At 59.4% G+C, this 14,319-nt stretch carries 10 protein-coding genes; all 10 read left to right on the top strand.

Going from position 1 to position 14,319, the window contains the following annotated elements; genetic code table 11:
- Positions 1–57: 57 nt before the first annotated feature.
- Complete coding sequence (locus tag GJV18_RS18210; RefSeq protein ID WP_160347909.1) at positions 58–948, top strand: NAD(+) kinase; 891 nt, start codon at positions 58–60, stop codon at positions 946–948.
- Complete coding sequence (locus tag GJV18_RS18205) at positions 948–1,907, top strand: metallophosphoesterase (RefSeq protein ID WP_160347908.1); 960 nt, start codon at positions 948–950, stop codon at positions 1,905–1,907. Before GJV18_RS18210 ends, GJV18_RS18205 begins: the two co-directional genes overlap by 1 nt.
- Positions 1,904–2,767 carry a rhomboid family intramembrane serine protease gene (locus GJV18_RS18200; protein WP_160347907.1) on the top strand — a complete coding sequence of 288 codons (864 nt, stop codon included), beginning with the start codon at positions 1,904–1,906 and terminating at the stop codon, positions 2,765–2,767. Before GJV18_RS18205 ends, GJV18_RS18200 begins: the two co-directional genes overlap by 4 nt.
- A gap of 27 nt (positions 2,768–2,794) precedes the next feature.
- Positions 2,795–3,058 (top strand): YeaC family protein, encoded by a 264-nt coding sequence (locus GJV18_RS18195; protein WP_160347906.1) that lies wholly within the window; start codon positions 2,795–2,797, stop codon positions 3,056–3,058.
- Positions 3,058–3,894: a DUF2797 domain-containing protein gene (locus GJV18_RS18190; RefSeq protein ID WP_160347905.1), complete on the top strand. Its 837-nt coding sequence runs from the start codon at positions 3,058–3,060 to the stop codon at positions 3,892–3,894. The genes GJV18_RS18195 and GJV18_RS18190 overlap by 1 nt, the downstream gene beginning before the upstream one ends.
- Before the next feature lie 52 nt (positions 3,895–3,946).
- Positions 3,947–6,607 carry an aminopeptidase N gene (gene pepN, locus GJV18_RS18185; RefSeq protein ID WP_160347904.1) on the top strand — a complete coding sequence of 887 codons (2,661 nt, stop codon included), beginning with the start codon at positions 3,947–3,949 and terminating at the stop codon, positions 6,605–6,607.
- Between the two features lie 580 nt (positions 6,608–7,187).
- Entirely contained in the window at positions 7,188–9,149 is a 1,962-nt protein-coding gene (locus GJV18_RS18180) for a DUF1302 domain-containing protein (RefSeq protein WP_160347903.1), read from the top strand.
- 67 nt (positions 9,150–9,216) lie between these two features.
- A complete protein-coding gene (locus GJV18_RS18175; protein WP_160347902.1) occupies positions 9,217–10,587 on the top strand; it encodes a DUF1329 domain-containing protein in 1,371 nt (456 codons plus the stop codon).
- 220 nt (positions 10,588–10,807) lie between these two features.
- The gene (locus tag GJV18_RS18170; RefSeq protein WP_407692373.1) at positions 10,808–11,899 is read left to right on the top strand and encodes a WD40/YVTN/BNR-like repeat-containing protein; all 1,092 of its coding nucleotides are present in this window, start codon (positions 10,808–10,810) and stop codon (positions 11,897–11,899) included.
- An 18-nt stretch (positions 11,900–11,917) separates the two neighbouring features.
- Positions 11,918–14,272 carry an efflux RND transporter permease subunit gene (locus GJV18_RS18165; RefSeq protein ID WP_160347901.1) on the top strand — a complete coding sequence of 785 codons (2,355 nt, stop codon included), beginning with the start codon at positions 11,918–11,920 and terminating at the stop codon, positions 14,270–14,272.
- The last annotated feature ends 47 nt before the right edge of the window (positions 14,273–14,319 follow it).

Below are 14,319 nucleotides of genomic sequence, written 5' to 3'. Positions count from 1 at the left end.
TCGGCGCCTTTCACCCATAATCGAGCCTGTCTAAATCGAGCAGTCGGCGGGAGCACCATGGATCAGTTTCGCAATATCGGCATCATCGGCCGCATGGGCAGCAGCCGGGTGCTGGAGACCATCCGCCGGCTCAAGCGCTTTCTGCTCGACCGCCATCTGCATGTGATTCTCGAAGACACCATTGCCGAGCTGCTGCCGGGCCATGGCCTGCAGACCTCCTCGCGCAAGATCCTCGGCGAGGTCTGTGACTTGGTCATAGTGGTGGGTGGTGACGGCAGCCTGCTGGGCGCCGCCCGCGCCCTGGCCCGGCACAAGGTGCCGGTGCTGGGGATCAACCGTGGCAGCCTGGGCTTTCTGACCGACATCCGGCCTGACGAACTGGAAGTCAAGGTGGCCCAGGTGCTGGAAGGTCAGTACACCAGCGAAAACCGCTTTCTGCTGGAGGCCGAGGTGCGCCGCCATGGCGAGGCCATTGGCCAGGGGGATGCCCTCAACGATGTGATCCTGCACCCGGGCAAGTCGACGCGGATGATCGAGTTCGAGCTGTATATCGACGGTCAGTTCGTCTGCAGCCAGAAGGCCGATGGCCTGATCGTCGCTACCCCCACCGGCTCCACCGCCTACGCCTTGTCCGCTGGCGGGCCGATCATGCACCCCAAGCTGGATGCCATCGTTATCGTGCCCATGTACCCGCACACCCTGTCCAGCCGCCCCATCGTGGTGGATGGCAACAGTGAGCTGAAGATCGTGGTGTCCCAGGACTTGCAGATCTACCCTCAGGTTTCCTGCGATGGGCAGAACCATTTCACCTGCGCCCCCGGTGACACCATTACGGTGAGCAAGAAACCGCAGAAGCTGCGCCTGATCCACCCGCTGGATCACAACTACTACGAGGTGTGCCGCACCAAGCTGGGATGGGGCAGCCGCCTCGGTGGTGGAGGTGACTGATGCACCTCGACCCCGCCCGTGGCTACGACCTGATCGGCGATATCCATGGCTGCGCCAGGACCCTGGAGCGTCTGCTCGATAGGCTGGGCTATCGTCAGCAGCAGGGCGTCTGGCGCCATCCGCAGCGCATGGCGATCTTCCTTGGCGATCTGGTCGACCGTGGCCCGCGTATCCGCGAAACCCTGCACCTGGTGCGCGATATGGTCGAGGCCGGCCAGGCCCTGTGCATCATGGGCAACCACGAGTTCAACGCCCTAGGCTGGAGCACCCCGGCGGCGCCGGGCAGTGGTCGCCAGTTTGTCCGCGAGCACACGCCCCGGCACGCCCGTCTGATCCGGGAAACCCTGGAACAGTTCGATGCCTATCCGGCCGAGTGGCGCGAGTTTCTCGCCTGGTTCTACGACTTGCCGCTGTTTATCGATGCCGGGCATTTTCGCGTGGTACACGCCTGCTGGGATGCAGGGATGATCGAGTCGCTGCGCGGGCTGCTCGATGGCGCCTGCATCGACGAGCATTTTCTCCAGGCCTCGGCCACCCCCGGCAGCTTTGCCAATATGGCTCTCGATCGCCTGCTGCGCGGCACCGATATGCGCCTGCCCCACGGCATGACCCTGACCAGTGGCGATGGCTTTACCCGTTCGCATTTTCGCACCAAGTTCTGGGAAGAAGACCCGCAGACCTACGGCGATATCGTCTTCCAGCCCGATGCCCTGCCCGAGTTGGCGGCGCAGATGCCGCTGTCGGAAATGCAGAAGACCGAGTTGCTCAAGTACGGCGCCGACCAACCCCTGCTGTTTGTCGGCCATTACTGGCGCAGCGGTAAGCCGGCGCCGATCCGTCCCAACCTGGCCTGCCTGGATTACAGCGCGGTGCTGAATGGCAAACTGGTGGCTTATCGGCTGGATCAGGAAAGCCGTCTGGACCCGCACAAGTTTGTCTGGGTAGAGGTGCAGCCATGAGCGCGGTGGAGGCCATGCGCCTGCCGGAGCAGGTCGATCTCAGCGGCTTTGTCGCCTTGCTGCAGCGCCTGCAGGTGCCCCATCGGGTGGCCGAAGAGGCCGGCGAGCAGGTGCTCTGGGTGCCCGGCGAGCAGTTGGCCGAACAGGTGCGCGAGCTCTATGCCCGCTACCCCCAGGGCGATGCCCTTGCTCAAGGTCAACCGGCGCTGCTGGCGCAGCAGGGGCCGGGCGTGCTGCAGCAGCTGCTGGGCAGCCGGCTGACGGCCAGTGTGCTGATCCTGACCCTGGTCATCTTCGCCTTGATCGGCGGCGGTGATAATTACGCGGCGATCCGCTGGCTAAGCTTTGTCGATTTCCGCCTGCAGGGTGACTACATCTATTTCAGCTACCTGGCCGAAACCTGGAACAGTGGCCAGTGGTGGCGTCTGCTCAGTCCCATGCTGATCCACTTCGGCTGGCTGCACCTGGCGATGAATTGCCTGTGGTACTGGGAGCTGGGGCGGCGCATCGAGGCCTACGAAGGTGCCCTGATGCTGCTGGCGCTGAGCCTGCTATTCGGCCTGGCGGCCAACTTCGCCCAGTACTGGTGGGTCGGGCCGTCGCTGTTTGGCGGCCTGTCCGGGGTGCTTTACGGGTTGCTCGGGCATTGCTGGATCTATCAGCGCCTGGCGCCGAACCCGGCCTATCGTCTGCCGCCTGGGGTACTGGTGATGATGTTGGCTTGGCTGCTGATCTGCATGACCGGCATCTTCGAGTTGCTGCAATTCGGCGCCATCGCCAATGCCGCCCATGTCGGTGGCCTGCTCGCCGGCTGCCTGAGCGGGCTGCTGGGCGGTGCGCTGGCCCGCCGTGGCCGTTAAACTCATACTTTGTATTTGGAGGCGCTTATGTCGTCCTTTCTTGAAGCCATTGAAAATATCACCCCGGAAATCTATGCCAGCCTCAAGCTCGCGGTGGAAATCGGCAAATGGCCTGATGGTCGCAAGCTGACCCAGGAGCAGAAGGAGCTGACCCTGCAGGCCATGATTGCCTGGGAAATGCAGAACCTGCCGGAGGAAGAGCGCACCGGCTATATGGGCCCCCAGGAATGCGAGTCCAAGTCTGAGCCGATCCCCAATCTGCTGTTCAAGTCCTCGGATAGCCTGCACTGATGATTGAGCTTGGACGCGGTTCCCTGAGCAAGATGGCGGTGCAGCTCGATGCGCCGGTGCAATACAGCTTTCGCCTGGGTGATGAGCAGGTGTCGGTCAACCCGCTGCTGGGCAAGACGCTGCGCCTGGAATACCTGGGCGCCATTCACTGCAGCCATTGCGGGCGCAAGACCAAGAGCAGCTACAGCCAGGGCTACTGCTACCCCTGCATGCAGAAGCTGGCCCAGTGCGATATCTGCATCATGAGCCCGGAGCGTTGCCACTATGAGGCCGGCACTTGCCGCGAGCCGAGTTGGGGCGAGCAGTTCTGCATGACCGATCACGTGGTCTACCTGGCCAACTCCAGCGGCGTAAAAGTGGGCATTACCCGCGCCAGCCAGATTCCCACGCGCTGGATCGACCAGGGTGCGAGTCAGGCCCTGCCAATTCTGCGCGTGGCCACCCGGCAGCAGTCCGGCTTTGTCGAAGACCTGCTGCGCAGCCAGGTGGCGGACAAGACCAACTGGCGCGCCCTGCTCAAGGGTGATGCTGCGCCGGTGGATCTGCTGGCCGTGCGTGAACAGCTGTTCGACAGCTGCGCCAGCGGCCTTGTCGAGCTGCAGCAGCGCTTTGGTATCCAGGCCATTCAGCCGCTCAGTGAACAGGCCGTGGTGCAGATCAGCTATCCCATCGACGCCTACCCGGCCAAGATCAACAGCTTCAATCTGGACAAGAACCCCATTGCCGAAGGCACCCTGCTGGGCATCAAGGGCCAGTACCTGATGTTCGACAGCGGGGTGATCAATATCCGCAAATACACCGCTTACCAGCTGGCGATCCACGAGATTGCCGCCTGAACCACCGAATGCCATCTGGCGCAGTTGCGCCGTCAAACAGGGGCCAGAGCTCATGCGTACCGAACAGCCGAAGATGATCTACCTCAAGGACTATCAGGTTCCCGACTACCTGATCGACGAGACCCACCTGACCTTCGAACTGTATGAGGACCACAGCCTGGTGCACGCCCAGCTGGTGATGCGGCGTAATCCCGACGCCGGTGCCGGTCTGCCGCCGCTGGTGCTCGACGGCCAGCAGCTGGAACTGCTGGAGCTGAAGCTGGACGATCGGCCCCTGGGCGCCGGGGACTACCAGCTGAGCGACAGCCACCTGACCCTGCAGCCGACCCAAGAGCGCTTCGTGATCGACAGCAGTGTGCGCATCCACCCGGAAAGCAACACCGCCCTTGAAGGCCTGTACAAGTCCGGCAGCATGTTCTGCACCCAGTGCGAGGCCGAGGGCTTTCGCAAGATCACCTACTACCTCGACCGTCCGGATGTGATGAGCAAGTTCACCACCACGGTCAGCGCCGAGCAGCATGCCTACCCGGTGCTGCTGTCCAACGGCAACCCGATTGCCAGCGGTGTTGAAGAGGGCGGCCGGCACTGGGCCACCTGGGAAGACCCGTTCAAGAAACCGGCTTACCTGTTTGCCCTGGTCGCCGGTGACCTCTGGTGCGTGGAAGACAGCTTCACCACCATGAGCGGCCGCGAGGTGGCGCTGCGCATCTATGTCGAGCCGGAGAATATCGACAAGTGCCAGCACGCCATGGACAGTCTGAAAAAATCCATGAAGTGGGACGAGGAGGTGTACGGCCGCGAGTACGACCTGGACATCTTTATGATCGTCGCGGTCAACGACTTCAACATGGGCGCCATGGAGAACAAGGGCCTCAATATCTTCAACTCCAGCTGCGTGCTGGCCAAGGCCGACACCGCCACCGACGCGGCGCACCAGCGGGTCGAGGCGGTGGTGGCCCATGAGTACTTCCACAACTGGTCGGGCAACCGCGTGACCTGCCGCGACTGGTTCCAGCTGTCGCTCAAGGAAGGCTTTACCGTATTTCGCGATGCGGAGTTTTCCGCCGATATGAACTCGCGCACGGTCAAGCGCATCGAGGATGTGGCCTATCTGCGCACCCACCAGTTCGCCGAAGACGCCGGCCCCATGGCCCACCCGGTACGCCCGGATGCCTTTATCGAGATTTCCAACTTCTACACCCTGACCGTCTACGAGAAGGGTTCGGAAGTGCTGCGCATGATCCACACCCTGCTCGGCAGTGAGACCTTCCGCAAGGGCTCGGATCTTTACTTCGAACGTCACGACGGCCAGGCCGTGACCTGTGACGACTTTATCCAGGCCATGGAAGATGCCAGTGGCCGGGATCTGAGTCAGTTCAAACGCTGGTACACCCAGGCCGGCACCCCGCGCCTGGCGGTGAGCGAGGCCTTTGATGCGGCTACCCGGACCTACAGCCTGACCTTCCGTCAGAGCTGTCCGGCGACGCCAGGGCAGAACGACAAGCTGCCCTTTGTCATTCCGGTCGAACTGGGCCTGCTGGATGCTCAGGGTCAGGACCTGCCGCTGCGCCTGCAGGGCGAGCGCGCGGCCGTTGGCCGCAGTCGTGTGTTGTCGGTCACCGAGGCCGAGCAGACCTTTACCTTCGTCGATATGCCGGCCAAGCCCCTGCCGTCGCTGCTGCGCGGCTTTAGCGCGCCGGTCAAGCTGAGCTTCCCTTACAGCCGTGATCAGCTGATGTTCCTGATGCAGCATGACAGCGACGGTTTCAACCGCTGGGAAGCCGGGCAGCAGCTGTCCGTGCAGGTGTTGCAGGAGCTGATCGGTCAGCAGCAACGTGGCGAAACCATGCAACTGGATCAGCGTCTGGTCACGGCGCTGCGCAGCCTGCTGGAGAATGACCGCCTGGATCAGGCCATGGTGGCCGAGATGCTGTCGCTGCCGGGGGAGGGCTACCTGACCGAGATCAGCGAAGTGGCCGATGTCGATGCCATCCACAGCGCCCGCGAGTTTGCCCGCCAGCAGCTGGCCGAGGCCCTGTTCGAGCCGCTCTGGCAGCGTTACCAGGCCAATCGCAAGCTGTCGCGCAATACACCCTATGTGGCCGAGGCGGCGCATTTCGCCCGTCGCAGCCTGCAGAATATCGCCCTGTCTTATCTGATGCTGACCGAACGCGCGGAAGTCTTGGCTGCCTGCCTGGAACAGTACGAGGTCTGCGACAACATGACCGAACGCCTGACTGCCTTGGCGGTGCTGGTGGGGTCGAACTTCGACACGGAAAAGGCCGAGGCGCTCACGGCCTTTGCCGAACACTTCAAGGACAACCCCCTGGTCATGGACCAGTGGTTCAGCGTGCAGGCGGCCTGCACCCTGCCGGGTGGCTTGGCCCGGGTGCAGCAGCTGATGCAGCACCCGGCCTTCACCCTGAAAAATCCGAACAAGGTACGCGCCCTGATCGGCGCCTTTGCCGGGCAGAATCCGGTCAACTTCCATGCCGTCGATGGCAGCGGCTACCGCTTTCTCTCCGACCAGGTGATCATCCTCAACGCCCTCAACCCGCAGATCGCCGCTCGCCTGCTGGCGCCCCTGACCCGCTGGGCCAAGTACGACAGTAACCGCCAGGGACTGATGAAAGCTGAACTGCAGCGCATTCTGGCGTCGGGTGAGCTGTCCAGTGATGTGTTTGAGGTGGTCAGCAAAAGCCTGGCGGGCTGATCCGACGCAGATTGTGCGTTGCGCAGTCGCTGTGTACCTGCACCTGGGTTGAGGCTGTGAATAACACGCCCGACTTATGCTTGCCCTTGTAATAAGAGGGCTTTCTGAGCACTGACGGAAATGACAAAAAGTGTTACCGATGTTGTTCGGTAACACTTTTTTGTTACCTGATTAAAATGTAAACAGGGTTTTCAGTGGAAGAAATATCCTGTGCGGCTTGACTCTTTCGCTCTGGTCTGAGGCTGTGGTTTTTAGCGTTTATGGGGCTTGTGACATTAAGCGACAGAATGTAGGACAAAATAAGACAGTCAATGCTGTAGGGCTGATTTGTTGATCAGTGAATGATCGGTCATAAATTGAATGTATGGTTTAGTTCTTGTCTGATCGATATTTTTATACGGTTGTTTGAATTGGCACTATGGTTGCTTTTGTCAGGCTGATTTGACCATTCGGGTAGGGTGCAGCCTGTCTGCACCACCTGAGAAGGTTGCCAGTCGTTTATCAAGGTCGTCATCAGTATGGCCATTCGCTCCCGGTATTCGGGGGCTTAAAAATGATCTGTCCGCGGAGTGAAGTCTCGATGCAAATTAAGTCCCGTAAACCCGTTTTGCGTTTTGCCCCGGCCAAGGCGGGTTTCGCCTTTGTCGGCCTGCTGCCACTGCTGGTGGCTGTCCATGCCCAGGCGGTGGAGTTCAGCTTCGCTGACGACCAGATCACTGGCGCCCTCGACACCACCATTTCCTACGGCCAGCTGTGGCGTGTGCAGGGTCAGGACAAGAGCAACAACGATATCAATACCAACGACGGCAATCGCAACTTCGATACCGGCCTGGTTTCCGAAGTGTTCAAGATCACTTCCGATCTGGAAGTGACCTATGAGAACTACGGCGCTTTTGTCCGCGGCACTGCGTTCTATGACACTCAGATCATGGATAAGCGCAATAACTATCTGGATACCAGTCTGGCCTATCAGCCGAGCCAGAATGTCCCGAATGACACCAGCTTTACCCGTGCAACCCGTCACTCGGCTGGTCGCGATGCGCAGATTCTCGATGCCTACATCTACGGCAACTGGGATATCGGCGATATGCCGATAGGGGTTCGTTTCGGTAAGCAGGTGTTTAACTGGGGTGAAGGTATTTTCTATCGCGGGGGGGTCAATACCACCAACCCTGTAGATGCAGGCAAATTCCGTCTGCCAGGTGCAGAAATCAAGGAAGTTCTGGTGCCAGTTGAGGCCATTAGCTTCAATATCGGCCTGACCGACAATCTGTCGATGGATGCCTTCTACCAGTGGAACTGGAAAGAAACGGCGATTGATCCGGTGGGCACCTTCTTCTCTGAAACAGACTTGTTTGGTGAGGGTGGCAATACTGCCTATAACAACTTTGACGGTACTGTGCTTGCTCCTGCTATTGCGGGCTATAACGGGTTGTCCGCATTCGCTGGGCCTCTCTCTGCAGCTACAGGATTGTATGCAAGCGGTGTTAATACTTCATTTGGGAATATTCTGAAGGTTGCAGATGTAACCAGTGATCTCAATGCCAAAAATGACGGTCAGTACGGCTTTTCTTTTAAATATATTGCTGAAGAGTTGAATTCGACAGAGTTCGGCCTCTATATGGTTAATTATCACGCCAAAGAGCCAACTATTTATGCTGATCTGAACGGGTATCAGGGTGTCGATATTCTTAGCCTGGCTGGTTTTGATCCGGGTACGGGCGCGCTTGGGTTTGCTACTGCCAGTGGGTTGGCTACTGTAGATCTCCTAGGTTCGACCCAAGCCAAGCGTGAATATGCCGAAGATATTCGTATGTATGGTTTTAGCTTCAACACCACCGTCAATGAGACTTCGGTCTTCGGTGAGTTGGCCTATCGCCCGAATCTGCCTGTAGGTATTGCTGCAACCAATGACCTGCTGGGTGATCTGGTGCTGCAGGGGGCTCAACTGGCTGATAACTCGGGTACGTTGCCGGGCGCGGGCACCGCATTGATTGCTGGTCAGCAGATCACTCGCGATGGTTCCGTCAGCAATTATCGTCGTGTTGAGGCATTTAACGCCTCGATTGGTGCCATCCACAACTTTGGCAATATCTTGAGTTTTGATTCGCTCTTTGGTGTAGCCGAACTGGCATCCGAGCACCTGCGAGGCGATAGCCTGAAGTACAACGCTGTGAATGGCGAGCGCTGCATTGCTGGTCGTGCCAATACGTCCTATTCGACCGACGCTGCAATGGCCAAACAGGATTGCGCCAGCAGTGATGCTTATGGTTATACCCTGCTGATGTCCGGTACCTGGAACGATGTTTACGCAGGCGTCAATTTGTCGCCGTTCGCCGTCTTTAAACATGACTTCCAAGGCAATGGCCATCAGACCGGTAACTTTATCGAAGACCGCAAGGCTTACACCGTAGGCCTGCGTGCCAGCTACCTGAACAGCCTGGAAGCCGAGATTCAGTACACCGAATTTATGGGCGCTGGCCAGAGCAACTCGGGTCGCGACCGCGACAATATCGGTCTGAACGTCAAGTACTCCTTCTAAATATAAAACCAGAACAATGCCGGGCGCCGACAGGCGCCTGGTCTGTAAGCTCTCACGGAGAATCAAGATGCTGAAAAAGCACACGCTGATCGGTGCTGCCATTGCCCTGGCACTGTCTGCTGGTAGCGCGCTGGCTGCCGTATCGCCTCAGGAAGCCGCCAAGCTGGGCGCCAGCCTGACCCCCTTCGGTGCCGAGAAGGCCGGTAATGCTGCGGGCACCATTCCCGAGTGGACCGGCGGCATCACTCAGCCGCCGGCCGCCTATAAAGGTGCCGGGCAGCACCATCCCGATCCCTTTGCTGATGACAAGCCGCTGTTCACCATCACCCAGGCCAATCTGGATCAGTACAAGGACAACCTGACCCCAGGTCAGATTGCCATGTTCAATGCCTACCCGACGACCTACCAGATGCCGGTCTACCAGACCCGCCGTTCCGGTTCGGCGCCGCAATGGGTGTATGACAACAGCATCAAGAATGCCAGCACTGCCAAGTTGGTCGACGGTGGTAACGGCTTTACCGACGCCTACGGTGGTATCCCGTTTCCAATCCCGCAGAGCGGTGTCGAGGCTCTGTGGAACCATATCGCTCGCTACCGTGGTACCTACATCGTGCGTCGCGCTTCGGAAGTGGCGGTACAGCGTAACGGCAGCTATTCCTTGGTGACCTCGCAGCAGGAAGCCATGTTCAAGTTCTACAACCCGAAAGGCTCGGCTGCCGATCTGGGCAACATCATGTTCTACTACCTGTCCTTCACCAAGAGCCCGGCGCGTCTGGCTGGTGGTGCGGTGCTGGTGCATGAGACCCTGGATCAAGTGAAAGAGCCGCGTCAGGCCTGGGGCTATAACGCCGGTCAGCGCCGTGTACGTCGCGCGCCGAATCTGGCTTACGACACCCCGATCGCTGCCGCCGATGGCCTGCGTACCGCCGATGACACCGATATGTTCAACGGTGCACCGGATCGTTACGACTGGAAACTGGTAGGCAAGAAGGAAATCTACATTCCCTACAACAACTACAAGATCACCAGCCCGAGCGTGAAGTACAAGGACCTGCTGCAGGTCGGCCATATGAACCCGGCCTTCACCCGTAACGAGTTGCACCGGGTGTGGGTGGTCGAGGGTACCTTGAAGTCAGGCGCCCGCCACATCTATTCCAAGCGCACCCTGTTCCTCGACGAGGACAGCTGGCAGGCCGCTGTGGTGGATCAGTATGACGGTCGTGGCGAGCTGTGGCGTGTATCCATCGCCTACCTGAAGAACTACTACGATCTGCCGACCACCTGGTCCGCACTGGACAGCTTCCATGACCTGCAGGCTCGTCGTTACCACGTGCAGAACCTGGATAACGAGGAGTCGAGCACCATCGACTTCAGCCAGCCGGTACCGGATGACGGCTACTTCAAGCCGGCTGCCTTGCGTCGCCGCGGCACTCGCTAATTTGCTCGATTGTTGAGGCGAAGGCCGCTACGCAAGTAGCGGCCTTTTTCCGTCAGAGGCTTGGACAAAAGCTGCTCTACACTCAATCAATGCCTCTATCGCGCGTGCTGGCTTAACAAAAGATAACGTCGCGCCGATTGTCAGGCCTTTTCAAAGCTCAGTAGGATACACGGCTCTGCTATAACGGTAGTGCTACCTATAAGAACAAGGGGGAAGGTATATGAGTGAGCCCGTCATGCGGCGCACCCAGACCGGTCATGCAATGGGTTTGTCCCGCATGTCGGCGTTCCGCGTCCACTCGCCGCTGGCTAAAGCGCTCTCGCTGTGCAGTGTGCTATCCATGCTGACTTTTGCAGCCCTGCCTGCCTATGCGCAGACCGGCAGTGATGCTGCCAGTCAATACGCCGTTGAATCTGCCAAGGCCCAACAAAGCCTGTTGTTGGATGTTGCCAAGGTCGGCAAGCGTCTGGTCGCGGTGGGTGATCGTGGTCATATCCTCTACTCCGACGATAATGGCTCGCGCTGGGTTCAGGCCAAGGTGCCCACCAAGCAGCTACTGGCCGCCGTGTTCTTTATTGATGAACAGCATGGCTGGGCTGTGGGGCACGATGCGCAGATTCTCGCGACCCGTGATGCTGGTGCCACATGGGTCAAGCAGTATGAAGACCTGGAGATGGAAGCGCCGCTACTGGATATCTGGTTCCGTGATCGCAACACCGGCTATGCCATCGGAGCCTATGGCGCGCTGCTGGAAACCACCGATGGTGGTGCGAACTGGGAAAGCGTTAGCGATCGCATGGACAACGAGGACGGCTATCACCTCAATGCCATTGTCTCGGTCAAGGATGCCGGCCTGTTTATTGTCGGTGAGCAGGGTGTGATGTTCCGCTCCGCCGATTGGGGGCAGACCTGGGAAACCCTGGAAAGCCCATATGAAGGTTCCCTGTTCGGTGCCCTGGGTACAGACCAGGCCAATACCCTGCTGGTCTATGGCCTGCGTGGTCACCTGTTCCGCTCCACCGATTTTGGCAGCACCTGGGAGGCGATCAGCCTCAATACCGAAAACAATGGCCCGCTGGAGTTCGGCCTGTCCGATGGCAGTCTGCTGGCCGATGGCTCGGTGGTGGTGGTCGGTCATGGCGGAACGGTGCTGACCAGCCGCGACAGTGGCCAGAGCTTCAGGGTCACCAACCGTGCCGATCGCCTTTCGCTGGCCGGCATTGCGGCAATGGATAACGGCAACCTGATTCTGGTGGGGCAGGGCGGCGTGCACCTCGCATCGCCCACTGGCGCCGATCTGGGCCAACAATAACAAGCCGGGAGCCTTTGCATGACTAAGCACCAACAACAACCAGCTTCGTTTCTGGAGCGGTTGATCTTCAATAATCGCCCGGCCGTGATTCTGCTGTGCCTGTTGATCAGTATTTTCCTGTTCTTCCAGGCGGCCCAGGTTCGTCCGCAAACCAGCTTCGAGAAGATGATCCCCCTGGGGCATCCCTATATCCAGAAGATGCTTGAGCATCGCAACGATCTGGCTAACCTCGGCAATACCGTGCGTATTTCCGTGGAAGCGGTGGATGGCGACATCTTCAGCAAGGAATATATGGAGACCCTGCGTCAGATCCATGACGAGGCGTTCTATATCAATGGTGTCGACCGTTCCGGCATGAAGTCGCTGTGGAGCCCCAGCGTGCGCTGGACCGAGGTGACCGAGGAAGGCTTTGCCGGTGGCGAAGTGATCCCGCAGACCTACGACGGCTCTCCAGAAAGCCTGGAAGAGCTGCGCAGCAATATCCTCAAGTCCGGTCAGATCGGCCGCCTGGTGGCCAACAACTTCAAATCGAGCATTGTCGATTTGCCGTTGCTGGAAACCTATGCCGACCCCAATGATCAGAGCAAGCAGATCCCTCTCGACTACCAGAAGTTCTCCCACGAGCTGGAAGAGAAGATCCGCGAGAAGTACCAGGCGCAGAACCCCAACGTCAAAGTTCATATCATCGGCTTTGCCAAGAAGGTCGGTGACCTGATCGACGGTCTGATCGGTGTGGCGATGTTCTTTGCCGTGGCCATCGGCATCACCTTCGTGCTGTTGCTGTGGTTTACCAACTGCTTCAAGAGCACCCTGGCCGTGGTGGTCACCACCCTGGTAGCGGTGATCTGGCAGCTGGGCCTGTTGCACACCCTGGGCTTCGGTCTCGACCCTTATTCGATGCTGGTGCCCTTCCTGGTCTTTGCCATCGGTATTTCCCACGGGGTGCAGAAGATCAACGGCATCGCCATGGCTTCGGGGGATGCTCCCGATGCCCTGACCGCCGCGCGCATGGCGTTCCGTCAGCTGTTTATCCCGGGTCTGGTGGCGCTGCTGTCGGATGCCGTGGGCTTTATCACCCTGCTGCTGATCGATATCGGCGTGATCCGTGAGCTGGCCATTGGCGCCTCCATGGGTGTGGCGGTGATCATCCTGACCAACCTGATCCTGCTGCCGGTGATGATTTCCTATATCGGCGTCAGCAAGCGTTCGGTACGCATCAGCCGCGAAAACGCCGCCAAGGATCATCCGCTGTGGCGCGGCATTTCCAACTTTGCCCACCCCATGGTGGCGCCGATCTCCGTGGTCGTGGCCGTGGCTGCTCTGGCGGGTGGCGTCTGGTATGGCCAGAACCTGAAAATCGGAGACCTCGATCAGGGCGCGCCGGAGCTGCATCCGGATTCGCGCTACAACCTGGACAACGATTTCGTTATCCGCAACTACTCGACCAGCTCCGACGTGCTGGTGGTGATGGTCAAGACCCCGCCGGAAGGCTGCTCGACCTACCCGACCCTGTCGGCCATGGACGAGCTGATGTGGAAGATGGAAAACACCGAAGGTGTACAGTCGGCCATTTCCATGGTCACGGTGTCGCGTCAGGTGATCAAGGGCATGAACGAGGGCAACCTGAAATGGGAAACCCTGTCGCGTAACCAGGACGTGCTGAACAACTCCATTGCCCGGGCCGATGGCCTGTACAACGGGGACTGCTCGGTGGCACCGGTGCTGATCTTCCTGGAAGATCACAAGGCGGAAACCCTGACCCGCGCCGTGGATGTCGCCGAGGACTTCGCCAAGCAGTACAACAGCGAAGACCTGCAGTTCATCCTGGCCGCGGGTAACGCCGGTATCGAGGCGGCCACCAACGAGGTGATCGCGGCGTCCGAGCGCACCATGCTGATTGCGGTGTATGCCGCCGTGAGCATCATGTGTCTGCTGACCTTCCGCTCTCTGGCGGCCACCCTCTGCGTAATCCTGCCGCTGGTACTGACTTCGGTACTGGGCAACGCGCTGATGGCCTACATGGGCATTGGGGTGAAGGTGGCAACCCTGCCGGTGATCGCGCTGGGCGTGGGTATCGGTGTCGACTACGGCATCTATATCTACAGCCGACTGGAAAGCTTCCTGCGTCAGGGCCTGTCCCTGCAGGAAGCCTACTACGAAACCCTCAAGTCCACCGGTAAGGCGGTGCTGTTCACCGGCGTCTGCCTGGCCATCGGTGTGGCGACCTGGATCTTCTCGGCGATCAAGTTCCAGGCCGACATGGGCCTGATGCTGACCTTTATGTTCCTGTGGAACATGATCGGCGCGATCTGGCTGCTGCCGGCCCTGGCTCGCTTCCTGATCAATCCGGAGAAGCTGCGCCTGAAGGGCTAACAACCCGTTCTTGCAGATGCAATACAAAAAAACCGCGGCCCTTGCCG

Source organism: Pseudomonas xionganensis (assembly GCF_009763245.1).
Lineage (GTDB): Bacteria > Pseudomonadota > Gammaproteobacteria > Pseudomonadales > Pseudomonadaceae > Aquipseudomonas > Aquipseudomonas xionganensis.
The sequence above is the reverse complement of the archived record's forward strand: the minus strand, read 5'-3'. Positions and strand labels throughout refer to the sequence as shown.

Coding starts and splice junctions, on each gene's coding strand:
- GJV18_RS18210 (WP_160347909.1), top strand. CDS start 58: ATGGATCAGTTTCGCAATATCGGCATCATCGGCCGCATGGGCAGCAGC.
- GJV18_RS18205 (WP_160347908.1), top strand. CDS start 948: ATGCACCTCGACCCCGCCCGTGGCTACGACCTGATCGGCGATATCCAT.
- GJV18_RS18200 (WP_160347907.1), top strand. CDS start 1,904: ATGAGCGCGGTGGAGGCCATGCGCCTGCCGGAGCAGGTCGATCTCAGC.
- GJV18_RS18195 (WP_160347906.1), top strand. CDS start 2,795: ATGTCGTCCTTTCTTGAAGCCATTGAAAATATCACCCCGGAAATCTAT.
- GJV18_RS18190 (WP_160347905.1), top strand. CDS start 3,058: ATGATTGAGCTTGGACGCGGTTCCCTGAGCAAGATGGCGGTGCAGCTC.
- pepN (WP_160347904.1), top strand. CDS start 3,947: ATGCGTACCGAACAGCCGAAGATGATCTACCTCAAGGACTATCAGGTT.
- GJV18_RS18180 (WP_160347903.1), top strand. CDS start 7,188: ATGCAAATTAAGTCCCGTAAACCCGTTTTGCGTTTTGCCCCGGCCAAG.
- GJV18_RS18175 (WP_160347902.1), top strand. CDS start 9,217: ATGCTGAAAAAGCACACGCTGATCGGTGCTGCCATTGCCCTGGCACTG.
- GJV18_RS18170 (WP_407692373.1), top strand. CDS start 10,808: ATGAGTGAGCCCGTCATGCGGCGCACCCAGACCGGTCATGCAATGGGT.
- GJV18_RS18165 (WP_160347901.1), top strand. CDS start 11,918: ATGACTAAGCACCAACAACAACCAGCTTCGTTTCTGGAGCGGTTGATC.